This window comes from Halomonas sp. E19 (assembly GCF_052439355.1).
Taxonomy (GTDB): Bacteria; Pseudomonadota; Gammaproteobacteria; order Pseudomonadales; family Halomonadaceae; genus Halomonas.
This window is the reverse complement of the sequence record NZ_JBNFWU010000001.1, coordinates 1,424,505-1,450,178: the sequence shown is the minus strand read 5'-3', so window position 1 is coordinate 1,450,178 and position 25,674 is coordinate 1,424,505. Positions and strand designations below refer to the sequence as shown.

Annotated in this window: 17 protein-coding genes and 9 pseudogenes; 20 read left to right on the top strand and 6 right to left on the bottom strand. The window is 65.5% G+C overall.

The window, feature by feature from the left end:
* The first annotated feature begins 44 nt into the window (after window positions 1–44).
* The 9 genes and pseudogenes from ruvB (at window position 45) to ACUDAL_RS07730 (ending at window position 7,367) form a co-directional block, all read left to right on the top strand.
* A pseudogene (ruvB, locus tag ACUDAL_RS07770) lies at window positions 45–1,079 on the top strand (Holliday junction branch migration DNA helicase RuvB).
* Window positions 1,076–1,471, top strand: coding sequence for a tol-pal system-associated acyl-CoA thioesterase (ybgC, locus tag ACUDAL_RS07765; protein ID WP_444677729.1), 396 nt, complete (start codon window positions 1,076–1,078; stop codon window positions 1,469–1,471). The pseudogene ruvB and the gene ybgC overlap by 4 nt, the downstream one beginning before the upstream one ends.
* 34 nt (window positions 1,472–1,505) lie before the next feature.
* Window positions 1,506–2,182 (top strand): annotated as a pseudogene (gene tolQ / locus ACUDAL_RS07760) (protein TolQ).
* Between the two features lie 11 nt (window positions 2,183–2,193).
* A complete protein-coding gene (tolR, locus tag ACUDAL_RS07755; protein ID WP_444677728.1) occupies window positions 2,194–2,631 on the top strand; it encodes a protein TolR in 438 nt (145 codons plus the stop codon).
* A 43-nt stretch (window positions 2,632–2,674) separates the two neighbouring features.
* Window positions 2,675–3,904, top strand: coding sequence for a cell envelope integrity protein TolA (tolA, locus tag ACUDAL_RS07750; protein WP_444677727.1), 1,230 nt, complete (start codon window positions 2,675–2,677; stop codon window positions 3,902–3,904).
* Window positions 3,904–5,189, top strand: a pseudogene (tolB, locus tag ACUDAL_RS07745) (Tol-Pal system beta propeller repeat protein TolB). The gene tolA and the pseudogene tolB overlap by 1 nt, the downstream one beginning before the upstream one ends.
* A 44-nt stretch (window positions 5,190–5,233) precedes the next feature.
* Window positions 5,234–5,776, top strand: a complete 543-nt coding sequence (gene pal, locus ACUDAL_RS07740) for a peptidoglycan-associated lipoprotein Pal (RefSeq protein ID WP_444677726.1) — start codon at window positions 5,234–5,236, stop codon at window positions 5,774–5,776.
* Window positions 5,777–5,813: 37 nt separating this feature from the next.
* A complete protein-coding gene (ybgF, locus tag ACUDAL_RS07735; protein ID WP_444677725.1) occupies window positions 5,814–6,650 on the top strand; it encodes a tol-pal system protein YbgF in 837 nt (278 codons plus the stop codon).
* A pseudogene (locus ACUDAL_RS07730) lies at window positions 6,607–7,367 on the top strand (YciK family oxidoreductase). Before ybgF ends, ACUDAL_RS07730 begins: the two are co-directional and overlap by 44 nt.
* Window positions 7,368–7,376: 9 nt before the next feature.
* Here the strand turns inward: ACUDAL_RS07730 and ACUDAL_RS07725 are convergent.
* Entirely contained in the window at window positions 7,377–8,042 is a 666-nt protein-coding gene (locus ACUDAL_RS07725; RefSeq protein ID WP_444677724.1) for an HAD family hydrolase, read from the bottom strand.
* Window positions 8,039–8,772 (bottom strand): annotated as a pseudogene (ubiG, locus tag ACUDAL_RS07720) (bifunctional 2-polyprenyl-6-hydroxyphenol methylase/3-demethylubiquinol 3-O-methyltransferase UbiG). The gene ACUDAL_RS07725 and the pseudogene ubiG overlap by 4 nt, the downstream one beginning before the upstream one ends.
* 150 nt (window positions 8,773–8,922) lie before the next feature.
* On the opposite strand from ubiG, the pseudogene galU reads away from it, so the two are divergent.
* The 3 genes and pseudogenes from galU (at window position 8,923) to ACUDAL_RS07705 (ending at window position 12,131) form a co-directional block, all read left to right on the top strand.
* Window positions 8,923–9,811 (top strand): annotated as a pseudogene (gene galU / locus ACUDAL_RS07715) (UTP--glucose-1-phosphate uridylyltransferase GalU).
* Between the two features lie 5 nt (window positions 9,812–9,816).
* Window positions 9,817–11,130, top strand: a complete 1,314-nt coding sequence (locus tag ACUDAL_RS07710; protein WP_444677723.1) for a UDP binding domain-containing protein — start codon at window positions 9,817–9,819, stop codon at window positions 11,128–11,130.
* Between the two features lie 191 nt (window positions 11,131–11,321).
* Entirely contained in the window at window positions 11,322–12,131 is an 810-nt protein-coding gene (locus tag ACUDAL_RS07705; RefSeq protein WP_444677722.1) for a hypothetical protein, read from the top strand.
* Window positions 12,132–12,210: 79 nt separating this feature from the next.
* Here ACUDAL_RS07705 and ACUDAL_RS07700 read toward each other — a convergent pair whose 3' ends face one another.
* Complete coding sequence (locus ACUDAL_RS07700; protein WP_444677721.1) at window positions 12,211–12,378, bottom strand: hypothetical protein; 168 nt, start codon at window positions 12,376–12,378, stop codon at window positions 12,211–12,213.
* On the opposite strand from ACUDAL_RS07700, the gene tamA reads away from it, so the two are divergent.
* The 4 genes and pseudogenes from tamA to msrA all read left to right on the top strand — a co-directional run bounded on the left by tamA (window position 12,372) and on the right by msrA (window position 18,972).
* Window positions 12,372–14,078: an autotransporter assembly complex protein TamA gene (gene tamA, locus ACUDAL_RS07695; protein ID WP_444677720.1), complete on the top strand. Its 1,707-nt coding sequence runs from the start codon at window positions 12,372–12,374 to the stop codon at window positions 14,076–14,078. The genes ACUDAL_RS07700 and tamA overlap by 7 nt on opposite strands.
* A 903-nt stretch (window positions 14,079–14,981) precedes the next feature.
* Complete coding sequence (locus tag ACUDAL_RS07690) at window positions 14,982–17,063, top strand: hypothetical protein (protein WP_444677719.1); 2,082 nt, start codon at window positions 14,982–14,984, stop codon at window positions 17,061–17,063.
* Entirely contained in the window at window positions 16,987–18,336 is a 1,350-nt protein-coding gene (locus ACUDAL_RS07685; RefSeq protein WP_444677718.1) for a translocation/assembly module TamB domain-containing protein, read from the top strand. Before ACUDAL_RS07690 ends, ACUDAL_RS07685 begins: the two co-directional genes overlap by 77 nt.
* 22 nt (window positions 18,337–18,358) lie before the next feature.
* Window positions 18,359–18,972, top strand: a pseudogene (gene msrA, locus ACUDAL_RS07680) (peptide-methionine (S)-S-oxide reductase MsrA).
* On the opposite strand, the gene ACUDAL_RS07675 reads toward msrA, so the two are convergent.
* Genes ACUDAL_RS07675 through pepQ form a run of 3 tightly spaced genes read right to left on the bottom strand, consistent with a single transcriptional unit; the run spans window position 18,953 to window position 21,328 of the window.
* Window positions 18,953–19,171, bottom strand: a complete 219-nt coding sequence (locus ACUDAL_RS07675) for a hypothetical protein (RefSeq protein WP_444677717.1) — start codon at window positions 19,169–19,171, stop codon at window positions 18,953–18,955. The pseudogene msrA and the gene ACUDAL_RS07675 overlap by 20 nt on opposite strands.
* A 26-nt stretch (window positions 19,172–19,197) precedes the next feature.
* Window positions 19,198–19,992, bottom strand: a complete 795-nt coding sequence (locus ACUDAL_RS07670; RefSeq protein ID WP_444677716.1) for a YheT family hydrolase — start codon at window positions 19,990–19,992, stop codon at window positions 19,198–19,200.
* Between the two features lie 7 nt (window positions 19,993–19,999).
* Window positions 20,000–21,328, bottom strand: a complete 1,329-nt coding sequence (gene pepQ / locus ACUDAL_RS07665; RefSeq protein WP_444677715.1) for a Xaa-Pro dipeptidase — start codon at window positions 21,326–21,328, stop codon at window positions 20,000–20,002.
* 240 nt (window positions 21,329–21,568) lie between these two features.
* On the opposite strand from pepQ, the pseudogene gorA reads away from it, so the two are divergent.
* The 4 genes and pseudogenes from gorA to ACUDAL_RS07645 all read left to right on the top strand — a co-directional run bounded on the left by gorA (window position 21,569) and on the right by ACUDAL_RS07645 (window position 25,664).
* Window positions 21,569–22,929: pseudogene (gene gorA / locus ACUDAL_RS07660) on the top strand (glutathione-disulfide reductase).
* 295 nt (window positions 22,930–23,224) lie between these two features.
* Window positions 23,225–23,802, top strand: a pseudogene (gene ectA / locus ACUDAL_RS07655) (diaminobutyrate acetyltransferase).
* 90 nt (window positions 23,803–23,892) lie between these two features.
* Window positions 23,893–25,158 (top strand): diaminobutyrate--2-oxoglutarate transaminase, encoded by a 1,266-nt coding sequence (gene ectB, locus ACUDAL_RS07650; RefSeq protein ID WP_444677714.1) that lies wholly within the window; start codon window positions 23,893–23,895, stop codon window positions 25,156–25,158.
* Window positions 25,159–25,265: 107 nt separating this feature from the next.
* Complete coding sequence (locus ACUDAL_RS07645) at window positions 25,266–25,664, top strand: ectoine synthase (protein WP_444677713.1); 399 nt, start codon at window positions 25,266–25,268, stop codon at window positions 25,662–25,664.
* The last annotated feature ends 10 nt before the right edge of the window (window positions 25,665–25,674 follow it).

The following is a 25,674-nucleotide window of genomic DNA, read 5'->3' as shown; positions in this document are numbered from 1 at the left end:
AGGCGGGTGAGGGGAAGTGGCGAACATGACTGCAGGTGGTGGCCATGCTGGACAATGATCGACTGATAGCCGCCGAGGAGCGGGCCGGGGAAGGGCGTGTCGACCATGCCATTCGCCCCAAGCGCCTGGCCGAGTACATTGGCCAGGCACGAGTCCGTGAGCAACTGGGCATCTTCATCGATGCGGCTCGCGGGCGCGACGAAAGCCTCGATCATACCCTGGTGTTCGGCCCCCGGGGCTGGGCAAGACCACGCTGGCCAACATCATCGCGGCCGAGATGGGCGTGGGGCTGAAGTCCACCTCCGGCCCGGTGCTCGAGCGTGCCGGTGACCTGGCCGCCATGCTTACCAACCTCCAGCCCGGCGACGTGCTGTTCATCGACGAGATCCATCGGCTGTCGCCGGTGGTGGAGGAGATTCTCTATCCCGCGATGGAGGACTACCAGCTCGACATCGTCATCGGTGAGGGCCGGCGGCGCGCTCGATCAAGCTCGACCTGCCGCGCTTCACGCTGGTGGGCGCCACCACCCGTGCGGGGCTGCTCACCTCGCCACTGCGCGACCGCTTCGGCATCGTGCAGCGGTTGGAGTTCTACACCATCGACGAGCTCACCGAAATCGTCGAGCGCTCGGCGCGGTTGCTCGGCGTCGAAGCGGATCGCGAGGGGGCGCAGGAAGTGGCGAGGCGCTCGCGCGGCACGCCGCGAATTGCCAATCGACTGCTGCGCCGAGTCCGCGACTTCGCCCAGGTGCGCGCCGATGGACGCGTCGATGCCGAGGTGGCCGATCAGGCGCTCAACATGTTGCACGTCGACCATCATGGCCTCGACCACATGGACCGGCGCCTGCTGCTGGCCATGATCGAGAAGTTCGACGGCGGGCCGGTGGGCGTTGACTCGCTGGCGGCCGCCATCGGGGAGGAGCGTGACACCATCGAAGACGTCATCGAGCCCTACCTGATCCAGCAGGGACTGATGATGCGCACGGCGCGAGGCCGCGTGGTGACGCGTCAGGCCTGGCTGCACTTCGGCCTGGCCCCCACGAAACGGCCGTCGACGCCGCGGGCGAGGTGCGTCCGTGACGCCGTTCCAACTTCCGCTGCGGGTCTATATCGAGGATACCGATGCCGGTGGCATCGTCTATTACGTCAATTACCTGAAATTCATGGAGCGCGCCCGCAGCGAGTGGTTGCGCCACCAGGGTTTCACGCAACGCGACCTGCTTGAGGCAGGCATTCAACTGGTCGTGCATCGTCTGGAGTGTCGCTACGCCAAGCCGGCGCGCCTGGATGATGAACTGGTGGTCACGGCCGCCGTCGAATCGCAGGGCCGCTGCCGCTTGCGCTTTACGCAAGCGGTGCAGCGCCACGGGGAACCCCTGTGCGAAGCGAAGGTCGACATCGCCTGCCTGGATGCCAGCCGCCTCAAGCCTACCCCCTGGCCGCCGGCCCTTGCCGCGGTACTCAACGGTTAACTGCTAGTCGACGAGGATGCCCGTGAACGACACCATGTCCATTCCCTATCTGATCATGAGCGCCAGCACCGTGGTGCAGCTGGTCATGCTGCTCCTGGTGGTCGGCTCGATCCTCTCCTGGATCGTGATCTTTCAGCGCACCCTGGCGATGCGGCGCGCACGCGCGGCGCACCAGGCCTTCGAGGAACGGTTCTGGTCGGGCGTCGACCTCAACGAGCTCTATCGGGAGACCCCTCCGAGCAGGAAACCCAGGGTGCCGAGCATGTATTCCGCGCGGGCTTTCGCGAGTTCAACCGGCTGATGCCCAAGACCAAGAGCCCCGACGCCATCCTCGACGGCGTGCAGCGCAGCATGCGCGTGGCCTGGTCGCGCGAAGAGGAACGCCTGACGCTGCACCTGGTGTTCCTGGCCACGGTGGCCTCGGCCAGTCCCTATATCGGCCTGTTCGGCACCGTCTGGGGCATCATGGGCTCCTTCCAGTCGCTCTCCATGACCCAGCAGGCCACCCTGGCAACCGTCGCCCCCTGGATCGCCGAAGCCCTGATCGCTACCGCCATGGGGCTGTTTGCCGCCATCCCGGCGGTCATTTTCTACAACAAGCTGTCGTCGGAGTCGGGGCGCCTGCTTGGCAAGTACGAGGACTTCGCTGAGGAGTTCCACTCCATCCTGCATCGCAATCTGCAGGGTCGTGGCGACGCAGGATCGGCCTGAGGAGGCGTACGATGCACGGACCCTTCAATAGAGGTAGCCAGCGCAAGCCGATGGGCGAGATCAACGTCGTGCCCTTCATCGACGTCATGCTGGTTCTGCTGGTCATCTTCATGATTACTGCGCCCATGCTTACGCAGGGGGTGCAGGTGGAACTGCCTCAGGTCACCTCCGAGCCCATCGAGAGCCAGGAGGATCGCGACCCGATCATCGTTTCCGTGGACCGCGAAGGAGGCTACTACCTCTCCATCGGCGGTGACGAGATGGCCGTGGACCTCGAGGAGCTGGGTGACCGCGTGATCATCCTGCTCGATCGTCAGCCCGGCACGCCGGTCATGGTGCGCGGAGACCGCTTCGTGCCCTATGGCGAGGTCGTGACGCTGATGAGCACTCTCCAGGTGGCTGGCGTGACCAATGTCGGCCTGATCTCCGAGCCGCCGGCGCGTGACTGAGAAACGAGGAGAGGCGATGGCTCGGAAGGAGCGACGTGCGCCCTTGCAGCAGGAGACAGAGGTTGGCTACGGCCTGCCGGCGGTTTTCTCCATCGGTCTGCATCTGCTGGTGGTGATACTCAGCATCATCACGCTGCCCCAGCGTGAGCCTGACGCGCCTGAGTCGAGCTCGATCGTGCAGGCCACCCTGGTCAGCACCGAGACCACCACCAACCAGGCGCAGCGTGCGGAAGAGGCGCGTGCGCGTGCCCAGGCGCGCCAGGCCACCGAAGAGGCGCAGCAGGCGGAAGAGGCGGCCCGGCAGGCGGAGGCCGAGGCGCGTGCCGAGGCTGAACGCCAGGCGGCCGAGCAGCAAGCGGCCCGCGAAGAAGACGCGCGACGCCTTCAGGCCGAGCGCGAAGCGGCCGAGGCCGATGCCCAGCGCCGTGCCGATGAGGCCGAGCGCCAGGCGCAACTGCGCCAGGAGCAGGAGGCCGAACGGCAGCGACAGCAAGAACAGGCGGCCGAAGCCGAGCGGCAGCGTCAGGCCCAGCAGCGCGAGGAAGAAGCTCGGCGCCAGCAGGAAGCCGAGGCGCAGCGTCAGCGCGAGGCGGAAGCCCAACGCCAGCGTGAAGCTGAAGAGCAGGCGCGCCGTGAGGCGGAAGCCCAACGTCAGCGTGAGGCCGAGGAGCAGCGCCGTCGCGAGGCCGAGGCGGAAGCCCAACGCCAGCGCGAGGCCGAGGAGCAGCGCCGTCGGGAAGCCGAAGCGGAAGCCCAACGCCAGCGCGAGGCCGAGGAGCAGCGCCGTCGGGAAGCCGAAGCGGAAGCCCAACGCCAGCGCGAGGCTGAAGAGCAGCGCCGTCGCGAGGCCGAGGCGGAAGCTCAGCGTCAGCGTGAAGCCGAGGCCCAGGCACGCCGGGCCGCCGAAGCCGCCAGCCAAGGACTCGATCGCGCCATCGAGGGTGAGTCCGATGCCGTGGCCAATGCGCGCCAGGCTCAGGAGGCTGCCAACAGTTTCATCAACATTGTGCGACGTGCCGTGGAGCAGGCATGGGTAATCCCGCCGGGCGCTGGCAGCAATCTGGACGCCACGGTACAGGTTCAGCTTGGCCCGTCGGGTGAGTTGTTTGGCGCTACCATTAGTCAAAGCAGTGGTGACAGCAGTTTCGATCGTTCGGCGATACAGGCGGTCGAAGCGGCAGCACCCTTTGCAGAACTGCGGCAACTGCCGGCAACGGCACAACGAGACTTCCGTCAATTCAATCTGCGATTCAGACCGGGAGATGTACGCTGATGAAAGCCCTGATGACCGCCTGGCTAAGCGTCGTGCTGCTGATGTTCAGCACGCTAGCCCAGGCCAACCTCACCATCGAGATCACCCGCGGCAGCGACCGGGCGACGCCCATCGCGGTGGTGCCCTTTGCCGCCGACGGTGACGTCCCGGAGGACATCGCCCGGATCGTGAGCGATAACCTCCAGCGCAGCGGCTACTTCGACCCATTGTCGCGCAACGCCATGTACGACCGGCCGAGCCAGAGCGACGAGGTGCGCTATGGCCAGTGGCGGGCGCTGGATGTGCGCTATCTGGTGGTCGGGCGCGTCAGCCGTGAGGGCGATGGCTTCCGTATCCGCTATGAGCTGATGGACGTGAGCGGCGAGCGACGCATGCTCGGCGAGAGCGTCACGGCTGGGCGCAACGAGCTGCGCGGCGGTGCCCACTATGTCAGTGATCAGATCTTCGAGGCGATCACCGGCATTCGCGGTGCCTTCTCGACGCGTATCGCCTATGTCACCGCCCAGGGGTAGGTGACCAGATGCAGTTTGCGCTCTACGTGGCCGATGCCGATGGCCACAACAGCCAGCAAGTGCTCAACTCACGCGAGCCGATCCTGTCACCGGCCTGGTCTCCCGATGGCCGCAAGCTGGCCTATGTGTCGTTCGAGACCGAGCGGCCGGCCATCTACATCCAGGAACTCGCCACCGGACAGCGCATCCGTGCCACCTCGTTCGAGGGCCTCAACGGGGCGCCGTCCTGGTCGCCCGATGGGCGCCGCCTGGCGATGTCGCTGTCCAAGGACGGCCAGCCAGAGATCTATTTGATGGATGTGGCATCGCGCAATGTCGAGCGCATCACCAACAGCTCCAGCATCGATACCGAGCCGGCCTGGGCGCCCGATGGCCGCAGCCTGCTGTTCACCTCGGATCGCAGCGGTGGGCCGCAGCTGTATCGCTACCATCTGGCCAACGGCCAGACCGAACGCCTGACCTTTACCGGTAACTACAATGCCCGCGGCCGCTTTGCGCCGGATGGCCAATCGATCTATCTGGTGCACCGCAGCAGCAATGGTTACCAAGTGGCTCGGCAGGATCTCGGCTCGGGCCGACTGGTCGTACTCAGTGACTCACGTTGGGATGAATCGCCTAGTGTTGCGCCCAACGGGACCATGGTAATCTTCGCCACCCGGCAAGGTAGCAGCGGGGTGTTGGGGGCCGTGTCGGCAGATGGACGTTCGTCCTATCGGCTGCCATCGGCACAGGGTGACGTGCGTGAACCCGCATGGTCACCGTTTCTGAACTAAAGCTCGATGATCGGTGTCATTCGATTCCTCCAAGGAGTTTGACGATGCAATTCAAGTCCTATGCCAGGAGCCTGGCAGTCGCTTTGTCTCTGGCTCTCGTGGCCGGCTGTTCCAGCACCGGAGGGTCCCGTGACGGGTCCATGGATGGCACCCGTACCGGTACCGGAAGTGGTGTCGCTGGCTCTGGCGTAGCCGGCTCCGGTCAGGTCGGTGGTACGGGCATCAGCGGTGACCGTGCCGGCCAGCAGGCCGATGGCCGTATCCCTGATGTGCGCGTGATCTACTTCGATTTTGATCGTGACAACATTCGTCCCGAGTTCGAATCGGTGCTGGTATCGCATGCTCGCTACCTGCGTTCCAGCGGCGCTCGCGTCGTGCTGCAGGGCCATACCGACGAGCGTGGCACGCGTGAATACAACATGGCGCTCGGCGAGCGTCGTGCCAATTCGGTGAAGCGTTTCCTCGAAGTGCAGGGCGTGTCGCCCTCGCAGCTCGAAGTCGTCAGCTATGGCGAAGAGCGCCCGGCCGTAAGCGGCAACAACGAAGCGGCCTACTCGCAGAATCGTCGCGTGGTGTTCGCCTACTGATTGGAACGGGCGCGAAGCTGCGCCTATGGAGTGTTACATGAGACACAGTCTGAAAAGGCTGTGCGGCGCGGGAGCCCTGGTGCTCCCGCTGTCCGTAATGAGCCTAGCCGTAGCCCAGCAGCGACCGGTGATCGAGGACCGCAGCCCGCAGCCCCGCACTTTTCTGGATCAGGCAGAAGTGCGCGAGGAGGCCGGCGGCAGCCTGGTGATCTTCAACCAGGTTCAGGAGCACCAGCGCGAAATCCAGCAGCTGCGTGGGCAGATCGAAGAGTTACGCCATCAGCTCGAGCAGCTGCGCAACCAGACGCGCCAGCAATACATGGACCTCGACGAGCGGCTCATGGCCGGCAGCGCCGGTATCGAGACCCGCCCGGAGGTGGATCAGGAGGCGGCGCGCCAGGTGCGCGAAACGCCGTCGCCCAGCGGCGCCAGCGCCGGGGCGCAGGCCGAATACCAAGCGGCCTTCGCCAAGGTGCAGAGCCGCCAGTTCGGCGAGGCCATCACCGCATTCGAGCGCTTCGTGCAGCAGCATCCCGACAACAATCTCACCCCCAACGGCCACTACTGGCTCGGTGAGCTGCACTCCGCGGAAGGCAACCTGGACGAGGCGGAAACGGCATTTCGGCGGGTGATCGATGACTATCCGCAAAGCAGCAAGGTGCCGGATGCGCTCTACAAGCTTGGCTTGATCAAGGCGCGCCAGGGCAACCTGCAGGAGAGTCGAGCCCTGCTGGAGCGTGTGCGTGAGAACCATCCCGACAGCAGCGCGGCGGGGCTGGCCAACGACTTTTACGTCAGTCCCTGTAGGACTGGCTACTTAAGGAGCCGACATGAGCTGCAAGATCGACTATCAAGCGCCGAGCCATCTGCTTGAAGATCGGATCATCCTGGTGACAGGGGCAGGCGACGGCATCGGCCGCGAAGCGGCACTGAGCTTTGCGCGCCACGGTGCTACCGTGGTGCTGCTGGGACGCACCATCGCCAAGCTGGAAAAAGTCTACGACGAGATCGAGGCATTCGGCGGGCCGCAGCCCGCCATCTTCCCGCTCAACCTGGAAGGGGCCACGCTCAAGGACTACCACGACATGGCCGAAACCCTGGACAAGGAATTCGGTCGTCTCGATGGCCTGCTGCACAACGCCGGGCTGCTGGGGCGCATCACTCCCTTCGAGCAGTACAACCCGGAGCTGTGGGAGCAGGTCATGCAGGTCAACATCAACGGGCCGATCTGGATGACCCAGGCGCTGCTGCCGCTGCTCAAGTCGTCCCGCGATGCCTCGGTGGTCTTTACCAGCTCAAGCGTCGGCCGTAAGGGGCGTGCCTTCTGGGGGCCTACGCCGTTTCGAAGTTCGCCACTGAAGGCTTCGTCGAGGTGCTGGCCGACGAGCTGGAGCACCTGGGCACGATTCGCGTCAACAGCCTCAACCCTGGCGCCACGCGCACCAAGATGCGCGCCAATGCCTATCCGGGCGAAGACCCCGACACCCTGCGCAGTGCAGCGGAGATCATGCCGACCTACCTGTGGCTGATGGGGCCGGACAGCCACGGTCACAACGGCCAGCGATTCGACGCTCAACCGCCCCGTGCCTGAGCGTTCCCGCTACTCGATGGCGAGCTGCAGGGCCTCAACCAGCGCTTCGCAGGTCTCGAACCAGAGATCGGCGGGCCAGCTGAGGTAGTCGTCGCCCTCCTCAATGTAGCCGTAGCCGACTGCCACCGCCGGCATGCCGGCGGCGCGAGCCGCCTGCATGTCGCGCACATGATCGCCGATGTACCAACACTGCGAAGGCGCTACCCTCAGGGCCTGGGCCGCGGCCAGCAAGGGCTCCGGAGCCGGCTTCTTTACCGGCAGGTCGTCGGCGCAGAGCAGGGCGCCGGGCCTCAGCCCGAGCGCTTCCACCAGCGGTGCGGCGTAGGCGCGGGGTTTGTTGGTCACGATCCCCCAGGGCCGCTGCAAGGCCTCCCAGCGCTGCAGCAACATGTCGAGTGGCGCAAACACATAGCTCTCTTCCGCCACGGCCTGGCCGTAGGCATCCAGCAGGAATTGTCGCGCTTCGGCGTGGGCTTCATGCTCGGGGGCGAGGCCAAGGGCCAGCGCCACCAGGGCGCTGCCGCCATTGGATACCTGCGCCCGAATCGCCGGGAAGGGCAGGGGCGCCAGCCCATGGTGGGCCCGCAGCGCGTTGGTGGCGCGCGCCAGGTCGGGCGCGGTGTCGACCAGCGTGCCGTCGAGGTCAAACAACAGCCCTTGAGGCATCGGGGTCATGCCGGCTCCTGCGGCGTCTTTTCGCGCTGGCAGTGCACCAGGTAGTTCACCGTCACGTCATGGCTCGACAGCCGGTAGCGCTGTGTCAGCGGGTTGTAGACCAGGCCGCTCTGCTCGCGCACGACGATGCCGCTTTCCCGGCACCAGCCCGCCAGCTCGGAAGGGCGAATGAACTTACGGTAGTCGTGCGTCCCCCGTGGCAGCAGCTTCAGCACGTATTCGGCCCCAATGATCGCCAGGGCATAGGCCTTGGGGGTACGGTTGATGGTAGAGAAGAACAGCTGCCCACCCGGCTTGACCAGCGTGGCACAGGCGCGAATCACCGAGCCCGGGTTGGGTACGTGCTCGAGCATCTCGAGACAGGTCACCACATCGAACTCGCCGGGATGCTCGGCCGCCATAGCCTCGGCGCTGGCCTGGCGATAGTCGACCGACACCCCGCTTTCGAGTGCATGCAGGCGAGCCACGGCCAGCGGCGCTTCGCCCATGTCCACCCCGGTGACCTGGGCGCCGCGACGAGCCATGGCCTCGGCCAGGATGCCCCCACCGCAGCCGACGTCCAGCACCTTACGTCCCGCCAGCCCACAGCGGGCGTCGATGAAGTCGAGGCGCAGGGGTTGATGTCATGCAGCGGCTTGAACTCGCTGTGCGGGTCCCACCAGCGGCTGGCCAGAGCCTCAAACTTGGCGATCTCGCCCTGGTCGACGTTATGGTGGAGGCTTGCGCTCATGTGGTCTCTCCGTGTGAATTGGTCTCGCACCCTGGCAACATTCTTTACCTTCGGTATCATGCTCTATTCTACCCGTAGCAGCCTGGGCTTTCCCATGACGGAATCATGGCGACGCCCGGGGGGACATCCACAACCGACAAGGAAGGCACCATGATCCGCAAGGCCGTTCTGCCCGTCGCCGGTTTCGGCACTCGCTGCCTGCCCGCTTCCAAGGCAATTCCCAAGGAGATGATCACTATCGTTGACCGCCCCGTGATCCAGTACGTGGTCAACGAGGCGGTGGCAGCGGGCATCCGCGACATCGTGCTGGTCACCCATGCCAGCAAGAGCGCCATCGAGAACCACTTCGACAAGCACTTCGAGCTCGAGGCCACCCTCGAGGCCAAGGGCAAGCAGGAGCTGCTCGATGAGCTGCGGGCCATCGTGCCCAAAGGTGTCAACATCATCAGCGTGCGCCAGCCGGAGCCCCTGGGGCTCGGCCATGCCGTGCTCTGCGCGCGCCCGGTAATCGGCGACAGCGAGCCCTTTGCCGTCCTGCTGCCCGATGTCCTGGTCGACGACGAGGGGCTGGCACGCAATGATCTGGCCGGCATGATCGATGCCTTTGAAGCTACCGGCCGCACGCAGCTGATGGTGGAAGAGGTTGACTGGGCGACGGTGCACAAGTACGGCATCGTCAGCCCCGAGGGCGAGCCGCCGGCGGCCGGGCAGTCTTGCCGCCTGGCGGGCGTGGTGGAAAAGCCCGCTCGCGAGCAGGCGCCTTCCAACCTGGCGGTGATCGGCCGCTACGTGTTGCCCGGCAGCATCTTCTCACTGCTGGCCGAAACCCCCGGGGGCAGGTGACGAGATTCAGCTGACCGATGCCATCGAGACCCTGCGCCAGCGCGACGGCGTCGATGCCTGGCGCATGTGTGGCAAGACCTATGATTGCGGCCATCAGCTGGGTTACCTCGAGGCGACGCTGGTCTACGCCCGCCGCCACCCGCGCTTCGGCGAGGGGTTCCGTGAGCTGATGGCTCGCTATAGCCGGGCGGAGTGACGTCGATGCGTATCGAGCTACATGGAAGTGAACTGGCCGCGGTCACGGCGGCGGCCGCACTCTCGTGGGTGGGGCATCAGGTGCACTGGATTCCCCACGCCACGATTCCCTGGGCGGCCTTGTTGGAGGCCGACTGGGTGCGGCGCGAGCCCGACCTGCTCGGCCACCTGCAGGAGAGCCTGCAGCAAGGCACCCTCACGGTGTCCGACGACGCCTCGCTGCCTTCGGCGGAGCCGATCGACGTGCTTTGGTTCTCGCTGTCGCCCGAACAGCGTGAAGAGGCAGGACGGCTGGCCGAACAGGCCGCACAGCGGCAGAGCAAGCCGCTGGTCCTGGTCAACCACTCCACCTTCCCGGTCGGCGAGACCGAGCGCCTCGAGGCGCGCCTGGGCAACTACGAACGGCGTGCGGTCGCCTTGGTCGACATGATCGAGGAGGGGCGGGCCTGGGATAGCTTCACGCGTCCTGGCCGCTGGCTGCTGGGCTGCGATGATGAGCGCGCCGAGGCCCAGGTGCGTGAACTGCTGCGTGCCTTCAATCGCCGTCGCGACGTCATGCAGCTGATGCCGCGTCGCGCCGCGGAGCTGACCAAGCTGGCCACCATCGGCATGCTGGCCACCCGCATCAGCTACATGAACGAGATAGCCGGCCTGGCCGACAGCCTCGGTGTGGACGTGGAGTACGTGCGCCAGGGCATGGGCGCCGACTCGCGCATCGGCTACGAATACCTCTACCCTGGCTGTGGCTTTGGCGGCCCCAATTTCTCGCGTGACCTGATGCGCTTGGCCGATGTGCAGGTGGCCAGCGGCCGCCAGTCGGCGCTGCTCGAACAGGTGCTCGATATCAACGAGCAGAAGAAGGAAACCCTGTTTCGCAAGCTCTGGACGCATTTCAATGGTCAGCTGGAAGGGCGCACGGTGGCGATCTGGGGCGCGGCGTTCAAGCCCGGCTCGGCGCGCATCGATCATTCCCCAGCACTGACCCTACTGCGGGCGCTCTGGGCCCAAGGAGTGCGGGTGCGCCTTCACGACCCGGCGGCCATTCCCGCCGTGCGGGCCGAGGTGGGCGACCATCCGCTGCTCGAAACCTTCGACGCCGACCCCTACATCGCGTGCCAGGGCGCCGACGCCTTGATGTTGGTGACCGAGTGGAAGCATTATTGGAACCCGGATTGGGCTCGGCTGGCCAAGCACTTGCGTGAACATCTGTTACTCGATGGCCGTAATATCTACGACCCCAACCACGTGGCAAGCTGGGGGCTGGTCTACCGCGGCATAGGTCGGCGCGCTGACCCGAAGGTGGCTGGCTCCTCGCATTGAGGCAACAGCGAGCGCGCAGGCGTGGCCTCTGTTTATCATCGGCGGGCGCCTGCCGCACCTGTCCACAAGGAGTTAGCTCATGCCCGAATCGCGCCCCGTCGAGCGACGCCCTATCGTGCCTGACCCTGATGCCAGCCTGACGCGTTCGCGCCGCTACGCTCCCCCGGCAGCGGCTGTGGCCCGTCAAGCTGGTGACGCTACTCCTGGTGGTGGCCGTGGCGGGGCTCGGCTGGCTGGGCTGGCAGGAGCAGCAGCGGTTGCATAACCTGTGGCAGCAGCTGGCCGGCGAAATGTCCAACCTGCATGCACGCTTCGATGCCGAAGAAGGGCGCGGCGACAGGCTGGAAGGCATCGAGTCGCGGCTTTACAGCATCGAGGCACACGGCGAGTCGGTCGTGGCGCGGATGGCCGGCCTTGAGGCCGAGGTGCGCCAGGTCACCCAGCACGATGCGCCACGGGTGGAAAGCCTGGCCGAGACCCTGGCCGCCATCGAAGCGCAGCTCGACAGGCTGAACGAGGAAGCCCAGACGCGCGATGCCTTGCTCGGTGCCATTCGGCTCTCCGTCGATGCCATCGAGCGCGCTGGCGAGGAGGGTAGGCAGGCACTGGCGGCACGGCTCGACACCGTGGCCGAAGGCAGCCAGCAGCATGCCGCCCAGATCGAGGACACTGACGCGCGCCTGCAGGCACTCGTGGCAGAGCGCGATGATCAGCAGGTGAATCTGACCGAGCGGGTCGAGGCACTGGAACAGCGTTTCGACACGGCGCTCAACCAGCAGGCAATGCAGATCGACGAAAGACTCGAAGCCCGCGATGACGCCATGACGCAGCGCCTGGCGGCCCTGTCGGAGCAGCTTGAGTCGCTGAACGAACAGCTGGACGCAATCAGCGAGGTGCAGCAGGGCCTGCCGACAAGAATCACCGCCATGGAAGCGGAACTGCTCGAACTTAGGCAAGCCCAGCTATCCTTGAGCGCAGGGCTTGAAGCCTTGCAGCAGTAACGTCGCAAGCCGCCGGGCCCAAGCCCTGCGGTTTTAAGGAGTCAGTCAGGAAGCCGTTGATATGAGGAAAGGCGTGATTTCACGCATGGGTGCGACGGCCTTGTGTCTTGGCATGGCTCATGCAGCGCTCGCGCTCGAGGCACGCATCGACGGTCTCGAAGGCGACGTCGCAGACAATGTGCGCTTCTACCTGGCCAGTCTCGACGCCGAGCAGTACGATCGGCGCCGCCTGGAGGGGTGGTGGCACGCAGAACACGTGAAGCCATGCGCGTGTATGGCTATTACGAACCGCGCCTGGCCATTGCCCTGGACGAGACGGAGCCGCCCCAGCACGTGGCGCTGACCATCGACCCCGGGCCGCGCGTCAGGATCCAGGTGCTCGACGTGAACCTGGAGGGCGAGGCCGCGAGCGATAGCCCCTTCCGCGACACCGTCGACGCCCTGCCGCTCGCCGTCGGCGATCCGCTGTTGCATGCACCATGGGATCGCATGCGCAACCGCCTGGCCAACCTGTCGCTCGAGCGCGGCTACTTTGATTGGCGCTTCACCGACCGCCGCATGGAGGTCAGACCCTTCGACGAAAGTGCGCGCCTTTATCTGACCCTTGACAGCGGCCAGCGCTACGATTTCGGCCAGGTCAGCATTCGCGGCAGCCATATCGTCGAGGAGCGCCTGCGTAGCATGGCGCCCTTCACTCCGGGCGAACCCTACCTGGCCGGCGACGTTGCGCTATACGCCCAGCGCCTTGGGCAGTCGCGCTGGTTCAGCTCGGTCAGCGTCCGCCCACGCCTCGATGCACGGCGCGAGCTGGCCTTCCCGCCGCCGACGCTGGGCTGGTGGAACGAGGTGACGACGGAAGGGGAGGCGCTGCTGCCACGCGGGCCCACGCGGCTGCGCATGGCGCGACCGCCCGGCCCCCAGCTGTCGGCCCAGGCGCTCGCCGCCGCCAGTCAGCTGCACGCGCCCGAGCGCCCCAATATGCCAATCGACATAGAGGTGGCACCGGCGGACCGGCACCATTTCGAAGTCGGCGTGGGTTTCGCCACCGACGTGGGTCCGCGGCTTTCCTTCAGCTGGGATCAGCCATGGATCAACCGCTACGGGCATAGTCTGGATCATGACCTGTTCATCTCCCAGCCGGAGCAGCGCCTGACCGGTACCTATCTGCTACCGCTGGATGATCCACTGCGCGACCAGTACCGTTTCCAGTACGGCTTCCGCCACCGCGACATGGACGATACCCGTACCAACGAACTCTCGCTCGAGGCGGCACGGCGCTGGGAGTTCGACAACCGCTGGGTGCAGACGGTCTATGTGCGTGCCACCTACGAGGACTTCACCCAGGGCGGTGAGGCCGAAAGCGTCTTCATCTACTACCCCGGGGTCAGCTGGTCGCGCACGCGCACGCGGGATCCCCGCTTTCCGACCTGGGGCGATCGCCAGCGCATCGCCTTCGAATATTCCGACAGCGCCTGGGGTTCCGATGCCGACTTCCTGCGCATGACCGGCGACACCGAATGGATCCGCATGCTGGGCGAGCGGCTGCGCTTCGTGACCCGCCTGAGCGTGGGCGCCATCGAAACCGATGACTTCTCGCAAATTCCGCCTTCGCTGCGCTTCTTCACCGGCGGCGATCGCTCTGTGCGGGGCTACGCCTTCGAAAGCCTGGCGCCACGCAACGAGGAGGGGCGCCTGATCGGCGGACAGCAGCTGCTGGTCGGCAGCGCCGAGCTCCAGCGTCATGTCACGGGTGACTGGTGGGGAGCGCTGTTCCTCGACAGCGGCGACGCCTTCACCGACTGGTGGCCGGAGCAGCTCAACACTGGCGTTGGGCTGGGGGTGCGCTGGATCTCGCCGGTTGGCCCGGTGCGCTTCGACGTGGCCCACCCGTTCGACGACGAAGAGAATGCCTGGCGCATTCACTTCACCATCGGCCCGGAGTTTTGAGTGTGAGGTTACTGTTGTGGTCCCTGCTGCGCCTGTCGATTCTGTTGCCACTGTGGCTGTTGGGCCTGACGCTGCTCGCCCTGGGCCTGGCGCTCTCGCCCTGGGGGACTGGCCTGCTGCTGCAGGAAGGGGCCAAGCGAGGCTTCTACGCACTGGAAAGCGTCGAAGGGGCCCCGCTGGAGCGCCTGGTATTGCGCGGCTTCGCGCTTGACACCGCCACCTTGTCTTTCTCCGCTACACGCCTTGAGCTGGCCTGGGCCGACGACTGCCTGCTGCAGGGGCGGCTGTGCATCGATCAACTGGTCATCGAAGACGCCCGCATTGCGCTGGACGCGTCGCCAACAGAGGACGAAATCACACCCGCCGCGCAAGAGGACGCTCCCGGCGAGCCCGTGCAGCTACCGATTCCCGTCGAGCTCCGCTCGCTCGAGCTCATCAACGTCCAATTACACCTGGCCGATGGCACCCGAGTGGCTCTTGATCACGGCAGTAGCGCTGCAGAGGCGGGAGCGTCGCGGTTGGAGCTCGGCGCCACCCACCTCGAGGGGCTGCGTGTGAGCCTGCCGCCGCCGTCGCAAGCGCTGGTAAATGAAGCGACGCCGCTGACCGCAGCGAGCCTGGAAGCCGCCGAAGAGGTCCAGGCCCCCGTTACTACTGCCGAGTTTCGTTTTCCCCTGGCGATCGAGGCGCCGGAGCTCGCCCTAGACAATGCGCGCGTCGTGCTGGGGGATGGCACCCGAATCACCCTGGAGGAGCTTCGCGCCGGCGTGCATGCCGAGGACGACTTCCTGCAGCTGCTGCCCAGTCGACTCCGCGGCATGACGCTGGCCTTGCCACCGCCGCTCGCTGCGCTGGTTTTGGCCGCGGAAGACGGCGCCCCCACGGCTCGACGAGGCAGCGCTATTGGCCGCCCAGGCTGTACAGGCGCCGGCCTTATCCACCGAGCCGGTTCAGGAGCTTCCGCTGGCGGAGCAGGCGCGGCGCGAGCTGCCCAGTGTGACCTTGCCGTTCCGTCTCTCGGTGCCACGTCTGCAGGTCGAGGACATTGCCATCAGCGGCCCCCTCGACTACCACGTTCGCCAGCTAGCCGTGGGACTCGAGGCCGAGGAGCAGAGGGTCGAGCTCCATTATCTGGATATCGCCAGCCTCGACGCCGATGCCAGGCTCAGCGGACGCGTGGCGCTGCGCGACGACTACCCGCTGGAGGCCAGGCTCGAGGTAGCACTATGGCTCCCTGTCCTCATGCCGGAGCTGGCGAGTCAGCGCCTGACCCTGGCGCTAAGCGGTGACCTTTCCGATCTGCGTGCCGAGCTTGCGGCAGCCGGTCCGGTTGATGCACAGCTGACGGCCGGCGCGGATCTCCTCGACCCCACACTACCTTTCACGGCCGCCCTGGATAGCGACTTTCTGCAATGGCCGCTGCCTTCGCGGTGGATGCTGGAAGTGCCCGAGTCGCCCGAGGAGACACTGGACGAACCCTTCCTCGCTGAGGATGTGAGGGCGCGCGTCAGCGGCGATCTGGAACACTACACCGCCGCCCTGTCGCTGTGGCTGGAAGGCCCTGACGTACCGCGCACCCGCGTGGCGATGACGGGCAGCGGGGACAGCAGCCACTTTGCCTGGACGCCGCTGTCGATGTCCCTGGGCGACGCTTCGGTGGTCAGCCGCGGGCGCATCGACTGGCAGGACGGCCTTGGCCTGAATGCCACGCTGCGGCTCGATAATCTTGACCCCGGTCGCTTCACCGATGCCGTACAAGGACGGCTGAGCGGCAATGTCGATATCGCCTTCGAGCAGGCACCTGACGGCTGGGAGCTTGGCGTGCCAAGGCTCGCCATTGCCGGTGAGCTGCAAGGCCTGCCGCTATCGCTGCAGGCGCGCCTGGCGGGCGACAGCGACATGCGCTGGAGCGTCGAGGAGTTCGACTTCCGCCAGGGCGAGCGCAATCGCCTGACCGCCAGCGGCGAGATTTCCGACCGCCGCATGTCGCTGAGCGGCGATATCGCGCTCAGCGAGCTTTCGGCCTTGCATGAGTCGCTGAGCGGCAGCCTGCAGGGCCGCTTCCGAACCGCAGGCACGCTCGAGGCGCCACGGCTGGAGCTCGACCTCGACGGCAGCGAGCTGGCCTTCGATGACAACCGTCTGGCAGCGTTGAGCCTGAGCGGCACGGTGCAGGGTCTCGACGACCCCGCACTGGACCTGCGCCTGGCTGCGACGGGGATCGCTGCCGCCGGCCAGCGTTTCAGCGAGGTGACGCTGGACCTCGAAGGACGGCTGTCGGCCCATCAGGCCAGGCTGAATGCCGTGGCCGGCCCCGACATGCCGCTGTCGCAAGCCTCGCTGACGCTGCAGGGCCGGCTCACCGAGGACCGCCAGCGCTATGTGGGCGAAATCGATCCCTTGGCGGTGAATACCGAACATGGGGAGCTGCGCCTGGCGGATCCGCTGCGCTTCACCGCCGACCTGGCGGCCGGCAGCGCCCAGGTGCAGCCGTTCTGCCTACGCCGCGAGCAGGGCGGCCGCCTGTGCCTCGATGAAACGCTGCAAGCCAGTGGCGACCAAGGGCAGATGGCGCTGTCGGTGCAGCAGCTGCCGATGGCGTTGATCAACGAATGGTTGCCCGACGATTGGCGCGCCGGTGGCGAAAGCAACCTGCAGCTGCAGGTGCAGTGGCGCCAGGGAGGCGACCAGTGGCGAGTCAGAGGAGGGCTGGACAGTGACCTGTCGCTGCAGGGGGTGGATATCTATGGCCAGCCGTGGTCGCTACCTGCGACGCGTCTGAACCTCGATATCGATGCCACCCAGTCTCGCGCCGATCTCGACGTGGATCTCAACCTGGCCGGCGCCGGGCGCCTGACGCTGCAGCTCGGCCTGCAGGATCCGATGGGAGAGGGCGCCTGCAGGAGCCTTGACCCTGGCCGAGGTGGACCTCTCACGCTATCGCACCCTGGCCGCTGGGGTCGATACGCTGGAAGGTGTGCTTAGCGGCCGCGTCGAGATCAGCGGAACGCGTGACTCGCCCAGTCTCGATGGTGCGCTTGAGCTGGCGGGGCTTCAGGCCGCTGGCATGGACATTCCGCTGTTTGTCGAGGATGGCCGCATACGCGTCGAGTTCCAGGGCGATGGTGCGCGTATCCTCGGCTTCGTTGCCACTGACGACGGACGCCTGGTGATCGACGGAACGGCCACTTGGCCGACCCTCGAGACCTGGCGTATCGCCATCGGCGTGGACGGCACACGACGCCCGCTGCTGGTGGCACTACCCGAGTTCGGCCGGCTGCGTGTGGCACCGAACCTGCGCATCCGCATCGACCCGAGCGAGCTGCGCGTACGTGGCGAGGTCCAGGTGCCCTGGGCGCGACTGGAGATCGGTGAGACGCCGCCGGCCGCCGTCAGCCCGAGCCCGGACGAGATCATTATCACGCGGCGAGACGAAGCCCGGGCCCAGCGCTCGGAGGCGCTGGATGTACGAGCCGGCGACGACGAGGCGGCCGCGGTGGCGCTGCGCGAGGCCGGCATGCGCCTGGATGTTCGCATCGATCTGCTGCTCGGCCCTGACATGCTGCTGGCCGCCTCCGGGCTGGAAACCGGGCTGCGCGGTACCCTACAGGTGCGCCAGCAGGACGGCCCGGTCCAGCTGTTCGGCGAGGTCATTCTGACCGATGGCCGTTTCCGCGCCTTTGGCCAGGACCTGCTGATTCGCCAAGGCCAGCTGCTGTTCAGCGGACCGCCGGACCAGCCGCTGCTCGACTTCGAGGCCATCCGCAATCCCGATGTCACCGAAGACGGCGTGGTGGCCGGGCTGCGCGTCACCGGCTTCGCCGCGGAGCCGAGCCTCGAGATCTTCTCCGAGCCGGCGATGAATGAAGCCTCAGCGCTGTCCTACCTGCTGCGCGGCAGGGCGCCGCGGGACGGGGATACCGACGGCGCCCTGACCTCGGCACTGGTGGGCTTGACCCTGGGTCAGACAGGCGGTGCGGTAGGGGCGTTGGGGCGTGCGTTCGGCATCGATGACCTGGCCCTGGAAACGGCGGGCGTGGGCGATGAAAGCCAGGTGGTCGTCACCGGCTACCTGACCGAGGACCTGCGCATCAGCTACGGGGTCGGCATCTTCTCGCCGATCGCCGAACTGACCCTGCGCTACACGCTGTGGCGCAACCTTTATGTGCAGGCTGTCTCCGGGGCGGCCCAGGCCGTCGACCTGGTCTATATTTTCACCCGACCCGGCAGGCCGCCGGGCGGCAGCGAAACCCCGTGAAGGCCACTACCAGGAGACCAGCATGATCATCGATCCCTCTCTGGCACTGCCAGGTCGCGACACGCCGCTGCGCGTGTCGGGCGTCCATGCCGTCAGCGGTCGCTCGATGCTGCCGCCATTTCCGCAAGGGCACGAGGTCGTGGTGCTAGGCCTGGGGTGCTTCTGGGGGCCGAACGCTTGTTCTGGCAGCTGCCAGGGGTGCATGTCACCGCAGTGGGCTATGCCGGTGGGGTGACGCCGAATCCGACCTACGAAGAGACCTGCACCGGGCGTACCGGGCATACGGAGGTAGTCCAGGTGGTGTTCAATCCGCAGGAGCAGGATTTCGAGACACTGCTGAAAACCTTCTGGGAAGCGCATGACCCGACCCAGGGCATGCGCCAGGGCAACGACATGGGCAGCCAGTACCGCTCCGCGATCTATACCACTCACGACGCCCATCTCCGCGCGGCAAAGCGCAGCCGCGATATCTACCAGTCTGCCTTGGCCCAGGCGGGACGGAGCACGATTACCACCGAGATCGCGCCGCTGACCCACTTCTATCTGGCCGAGGAGTACCACCAGCAGTACCTGCACAAGAACCCGGGCGGCTATTGCGGCCTGCGGGGCACGGGCGTCAGCTGTCCGATCGGCTGAGTCGCGCGCCGGTCGCTTGCCGCCAGATGTCGTCCTGCGGACGCCAGGCCAGAAGGGCCTGTTCCACGCGCCTGGCCAGCCAGGGGCGCAGTCGACCTTGGCGCCACTCCATGAAGCCCACATGACCGCCGTGCTCGGTGATCTCCAGGCGTACGGCATCGGACGGAACCGGAAGCCGTCTAAAGAGATTCGCCGGCATGAAGGGGTCGTCATCGGCATGCAGGATCAGGGTGGGCAGCTCGATGCTGTCCAGCAGCCTGCCGGCCGAGGCACGCTGATAGTAGTCGGCGGCATCGCGAAAGCCGTGCAGCGGGGCGGTGACGGCATCATCGTAGGCGCGCAGGCTGTCGATGCGCGCCAGCCCCTTGTGGTCCAGCGCCAGGGCAGGCCGCCGCGATTCAGTTTTACCTGGACCTTGGATTTCAGCGCCTTGAGCAGGTGGCGTTCGTACACTCGTGAAAAGCCGCGATGTAGGGTATCGGCGCTGGCGGCCAGGTCGAGCGGGGCGCTGACGACGATGGCGCCGGCCAGGTCGAGACCATCGCCGCCTTGTTCGGCGACCAGCTTGAGCAGCATGTTGCCGCCCAGCGACACGCCTGCGGCCACCTTGAGCGCCCTGGGATAGCGGTGCGAGAGTTCGCCGAGCAGCCAGTAGGCGTCCGCCGTGTCACCGCTGTGGTAAGCACGCGGCAGGCGATTGGGCTGGGCACCGCAGCCGCGGAAATGCATCAGTACGGCACGCCAGCCCAGGCCCGTGGCGGCCTTGAGAAGCCAGCGAGCATAGGGCGAGTCGAAGGAGCCTTCCAGCCCATGGAACAGCACGAAGAGCGGGGCGGTCGGCTCTGCCGGCTTGGGGAGCGCCCAGTTGAGCTCGACGAAATCACCGTCTGGCAGCTCTAGCACCTCGATCTCCCGCGCCAGGCGGGGCAAGGACATCAGCCGAGGCAGCAGGGTCTGCACGTGAGGGTTGGCGGCCCCACGCGGCGGCGTGAAATCGGCACAAAAATAGCGCTCGCTCATGGTCGCCTCACCGGACCCTGGCCTCCACTTCCCGCTCGTCGGGCGTCAAGTTCAACGCAGCGTCAGCCGTGATCAGCAGGTTGTCTTCGATGCGTATGCCACCGTGCGGCGCCAAGCGTGCCACTCGCGTCCAGTCGATCGTTTTCCCCTGCGGCTGTGCCTTGAGCGGCTCGAGCAGCATCGGAATGAAATACAGCCCCGGCTCGATGGTCAGCACCATGCCGGGCTCCAGGTCGCGCGTCAGGCGCAGGGCCGGATGCGCCGGGGGCGGTGGCAGCGAGGAGCCATCGGCGGCGCGGCGCCCGGCGACATCGTGCACCTGGAGCCCCAGCAGATGGCCCAGCCCATGCGGGCAGAAGGCGTACGTCACGCCCTCATTCACCGCGGCCTCGGGACTACAGGTGATCAGCCCGCTGTCGCGCAGAAGCTTCGCCAGCCCCTCATGCATGGCCATGTGTAGCACCACATAGGAAAGCCCGGGGCGCAGCTCGGCCACCAGGCGCTGCTTGAGTTCGGTCATGCCGCGGATCAGGTCAGCGAACAGCGGGTCGGCGTCGGCGCCTGCCCAGGTGCGGGTGATATCCGCGCAATAACCGCGATGACGGGCGCCGGCATCGACCAGCAGGCTGTGCCTGCGCGCCGGAGGCCGAACCTCATAGTGCTGGTAGTGCAGCACACTGCCATGAGCATTGATGCCGACGATATTGCCGTAGGGCACCTCACTTTCACGCTGGCGTGAAGCGCCAAGGTAGGCGAGCTGGACGTCGAGTTCGGCGCCGCCGGCCAGGAAGGCGTTGCGGGCGGCCAGATGGCCGACCATGGCCTGCCGATTGGCCTCCATTAGGCAGGCTATCTCAAAGTCGCTCTTGCGTACGCGGGCCTCATCAAGTGCCTGCCACAGCGCGGCGGGGTTGAGTTCGGCGCCGAGCGCCTGGGCAGTGGCGGAGTCGAGATCTCCCAGCACGGCGAAGCGGCCGGGTGTGGTGGGCGGCGGCGTCTCGAAGCGTCCTACCACGATCTCCATGCGCTCGGTCCATGCTTCGTCCGGCAGACGGGTCGGCAGGTGCCAGAAGTCATCCGGGGCGTGCAGGAAGAGAGTCGGGCGCTTGCCGGGGATGATGCGCAACCAGCAGTGCGCCATGCCGGGCTGGCCGGTCCAATGCTGGAAATGCCCAAAGCTGCTGTAGCTGGCGTACTGGTCGTCGCCGAAATGCAGGAGCGGCCTCCCGCTGAACAGCCAGACACCGTCATACCCGAGCGCTGAGAGCCGCTCGGCGTAGTATCGTTCGAGCCCATCGAGATGCGCCTGTTGCAGTGGGGCGAAAGAATCGTTCATGCGGGTTCCCTGCGTGGTGTCGCACATGTCCGTGGCTTGGGCAGGCGCCGGCGTCCGCTGTGCCCGGTTGCACTGACGATGCCGGCTGGCTGCCACCGTCGAGTTCACTCGTGCGTTTTTCTACGGATCGAGTAGGCCGCGGTCAAGCGCCGCACTCCCACTGTCCATCCACGGGCTGGTAGTATCGGCGGAGGCAACGCTGGGTCTTGTACGCCAAGCCCGCATGACTAGGAGATTTTCGTGCCAGATTTCGACTACGACCTGTTCGTCATAGGGGCCGGCTCCGGCGGCATCAGGGCGGCGCGTACCGCCGCAGCCACCGGGGCGCGTGTGGCAGTCGCCGAGGACCGCTACCTGGGAGGCACCTGCGTCAACGTGGGCTGCGTACCCAAGAAGCTTTATTCCTATGCCGCGCATTTTCAAGAGGCCTTTGGCGATGCCGATGGTTTTGGCTGGAGCCTGCCAGAGGCGCCAACCTTCGACTGGGCCACGCTGCGCGACAACAAGACCCGCGAGATAAACCGACTCAACGAGATCTATGGCAGGCTGCTGGAGAGTGCCGGTGTCACGCTCATTGAAGGGCGCGCCAAGGTGCTCGACCCGCACCGGGTCGAAGTGGCCGGGACCGTTCACAGTGCCGCCAAGATCCTCGTCGCCGTGGGAGGCTGGCCTTGGGTGCCCGAGTTCCCCGGCCGCGAGCATACCCTGACGTCCAACGAGATCTTTGATCTTGATACCTTCCCGAAGCGCTTCCTGGTGCTGGGCGGCGGCTACATTGCCGTGGAGTTCGCCAGCATCTTCAACGGCCTGGGCAGCGAATCACACCTGGTCTATCGCGGCGAGCTGTTCCTGCGTGGATTCGACCGCGAGGTAAGGAGTTCACCCGTGAGCAGATGGAAGAGCGGGGCGTCCGGCTGCATTTTGAGACCAACATCGAAAGCATCGAGAAGGGCGAATCAGGCTTGACCGTCAGCCTGACCAACGGCGAGACCCTCGAGGTGGATGCCGTGCTTGCCGCCACCGGGCGCAAGCCGCATCTGCAAGGCTTGGGGTTGGATACACTGGGCGTTGAACTGAATTCGGATGGCACCGTGCATGCCAATGAGCGCCACGAGACCTCGATCCCTTCAATCCTGGCCTTGGGCGACGTGACCGGTGGCCCGGAATTGACCCCGGTGGCGCTGGCCGAAGCGATGCACCTCGTGCGCTGTCATTTCAGCGATGATACGCCGCCGCCTCTGGATTACTCCCATATTGCAACCGCGGTGTTCTGCCACCCTAATATTGGCACGGTGGGCCTGTCGGAGGAGCAGGCGCGTGAGCGCTACGCGGCTATCCGCGTGTATCGCACCGACTTCAAGCCGATGAAACATTCGTTGTCGAACAGCCGGGCACGCTGCTTGATGAAGCTGATCGTCGACGACGAAAGCGATGTGGTCGTTGGGGCGCACATGGTCGGCGACGAGGCAGGCGAGGTGATTCAGGGCATCGCCATCGCGGTCAAGGCGGGCCTGACCAAGGCGGATTTCGATGCCACCATCGGCATTCATCCCACCGGGGCGGAAGAGTTCGTGACGATGCGCACGCCGACGCGACGCTGATCCCCTTCGTACCATCGCAGCGGTTACCGCTGCGACAGTCCTGCATCGGGCCGCCCTAGGGCGGCCCGTTTGCTTAACCATGGCGTGCCGCTGGGGGTGGTCTAGACTGAGAGTGGTGTAAGGGTGGGTGGTCAAAGCGGAGCGTCGTCTCGGCCGAACCCGGTGCGGCTCGCTTGGTCTTGATTAGCGGGCATAATTTTGTGTTATGGATGAAGGCTTAAGTCATAACCTTAATTTTGATTTATCCGACGGCCCTGTTATCATTATCTCAACCTCGCTACAGCGAAGCCTTACCATGAACGTGACAACACAGCCTTTTACGCCTTCAGCTGAGCTGGCCCGTCCAAGTGTGGCCGATGCCGTGGTCGGCAGCGACGCCTCGCCGCTCTTCATTCGCAAGCCTAACCCCGACGACGGCTGGGCGGTGTATGAGCTCGTCAAGTCCTGCCCCCCACTGGACGTCAATTCCGCTTACGCCTATCTGCTCCTGGCAACCCAGTTCCGCAATACCTGCGCGGTAGCCACCAACGCAGAGGACGAGATCGTCGGCTTCGTGTCTGGTTATGTGAAAAGCAACGCGCCGGATACCTATTTCCTATGGCAGGTAGCCGTGGGCGAGAAAGCGCGCGGTACCGGCCTGGCACGTCGCCTGGTCGAAGCAGTCATGACCCGGCCCGAGCTTGCCGAGGTCCACCATCTGGAAACCACTATCACGCCGGACAACCAGGCGTCATGGGGGCTTTTCCGCCGGCTTGCCGACCGCTGGCAGGCCCTCTCAACAGCCGGGAATACTTCTCTACCGACCAACTTGGCGGGGAACACGACCCGGAGAATCTGGTGCGTATCGGCCCCTTCGATACCCGCCGGATCTAGCCCTGTCCATCAAGAATGAAGCGGGATGGCCGTCAGGCGGCCGTCCACTCTCTTCTCATGTCTTTTTTTACCTCACCAGGAGGTCTTCAGATGCAAACCCAGACGCTTGAACGCATGGAATCCAACGTACGGACTTATTCGCGTTCCTTTCCGGTCGTTTTCACTCAGGCCCGAAATGCCAGACTGACCGACGAGGAGGGCCGCGAGTACATCGATTTCCTGGCGGGCGCCGGCACCCTCAACTACGGCCACAACAATCCTCATTTGAAGCAGGCGCTGCTGGATTACCTGGATAGTGACGGGATCGTGCACGGCCTCGACTTCTGGACCGCCGCCAAGCGGGACTATTTCGAAGCGCTGGAGGAGCTGATCCTCAAGCCGCGCGGCCTGGACTACAAGATCCACCTGCCGGGGCCGACCGGCACCAACGCCGTCGAAGCCGCCATTCGCCTGGCGCGGGTGGCCAAAGGACGTCACAACATTGTGACCTTCACCAATGGTTTCCATGGGGTGACCATGGGGTCGTTGGCGACCACTGGCAATCGCAAGTTCCGCGAGGCCACCGGTGGCATTCCGCTGCAGGGTGCCGCTTTCATGCCGTACGATGGCTATCTAGGCGAAAACACCGATACTCTGGACTACTTCGAAAAATTGCTGGCCGACAAGTCCGGCGGCCTCGATGTTCCGGCCGCGGTGATCGTCGAGACCGTACAGGGTGAAGGTGGCATCAATGTCGCCGGTCTCGATTGGCTCAAGCGCCTCGAGCAGATCTGTCGCGACAACGATATCCTGTTGATCGTCGACGACATCCAAGCTGGCTGTGGCCGCACCGGGAAGTTCTTCAGCTTCGAGCACGCCGGCATCACGCCTGATATCGTCACCAACTCGAAATCATTGTCAGCCTATGGGCTGCCGTTCGCCCACGTGCTGATGCGCCCGGAGCTCGACCAGTGGAAGCCGGGCCAGTACAACGGCACCTTCCGCGGCTTCAACCTGGCGCTGACCACTGCCGCTGCGGCACTGCGCAAGTATTGGCAGGACGACACCTTCGAACGCGATGTGCAGCGCAAGGGCAGGGTGGTAGAGGACCGCTTCCAGAAGATTGCCACCTGGATCAGCGAGCAAGGCGTGCCGGCGAGCGAACGCGGCCGAGGCCTGATGCGTGGCATCGACGTGGGCACCGGCGAGCTGGCCGACAAGATCACCAGCAAGGCCTTCGAAAAGGGGCTGATCATCGAGACCAGCGGTCAGGATGGTGAAGTGGTGAAGTGCCTGTGCCCGCTGACCATTCCCGATGAGGATCTGCTCAAGGGGCTGGATATCCTCGAGGAGAGCGTCAAGGAAGTTGTCGGCTGAGGGGTGGCAACACAACAAGCAGCGCGATCGGCTGCCACGGCAGCCGATCGTTGCAATATTATGTTTCGAACTTTTGTTTCGATATTTTGAGCGGAGCTACGTGAACCATGATCGTTCGCAATCTCGAGGAAGCGCGCAAGACGGACCGACTGGTCAAGGCGGAAACCGGCACCTGGGACAGCACGCGGCTGGTACTGGCTGGCGATGGCGGTGGGTTTTCCTTCCACATCACGCGTATCTACGAAGGTACCGAGACCCACATTCATTACAAGCATCACTACGAGTCGGTCTACTGCATCGAGGGTGAAGGCGAAGTCGAGACCCTGGCCGACGGCAAGATCTGGCCGATCAAGCCGGGTGACATCTATGTGCTGGACCAGCATGACGAGCATCTGCTGCGCGCCCACAAGACCATGCACCTGGCCTGCGTGTTCACGCCGCCGATCACCGGCAAGGAAGTGCACCGCGAGGACGGTTCCTACGCACCGGCGGACGATGGCTCCTGACCCGAAGCGA

Excerpts from the sequence above, each read along its gene's own strand:
- ACUDAL_RS07675 (WP_444677717.1), bottom strand. The coding sequence starts at position 19,171 with ATGCCGGCGAATCTCTTTAGACGGCTTCCGGTTCCGTCCGATGCCGTA.
- ectB (WP_444677714.1), top strand. The coding sequence starts at position 23,893 with ATGCAAACCCAGACGCTTGAACGCATGGAATCCAACGTACGGACTTAT.
- ACUDAL_RS07670 (WP_444677716.1), bottom strand. The coding sequence starts at position 19,992 with ATGAGCGAGCGCTATTTTTGTGCCGATTTCACGCCGCCGCGTGGGGCC.
- ACUDAL_RS07725 (WP_444677724.1), bottom strand. The coding sequence starts at position 8,042 with ATGACCCCGATGCCTCAAGGGCTGTTGTTTGACCTCGACGGCACGCTG.
- ACUDAL_RS07710 (WP_444677723.1), top strand. The coding sequence starts at position 9,817 with ATGCGTATCGAGCTACATGGAAGTGAACTGGCCGCGGTCACGGCGGCG.
- ACUDAL_RS07645 (WP_444677713.1), top strand. The coding sequence starts at position 25,266 with ATGATCGTTCGCAATCTCGAGGAAGCGCGCAAGACGGACCGACTGGTC.
- tolR (WP_444677728.1), top strand. The coding sequence starts at position 2,194 with ATGCACGGACCCTTCAATAGAGGTAGCCAGCGCAAGCCGATGGGCGAG.
- ybgF (WP_444677725.1), top strand. The coding sequence starts at position 5,814 with ATGAGACACAGTCTGAAAAGGCTGTGCGGCGCGGGAGCCCTGGTGCTC.
- pal (WP_444677726.1), top strand. The coding sequence starts at position 5,234 with ATGCAATTCAAGTCCTATGCCAGGAGCCTGGCAGTCGCTTTGTCTCTG.
- pepQ (WP_444677715.1), bottom strand. The coding sequence starts at position 21,328 with ATGAACGATTCTTTCGCCCCACTGCAACAGGCGCATCTCGATGGGCTC.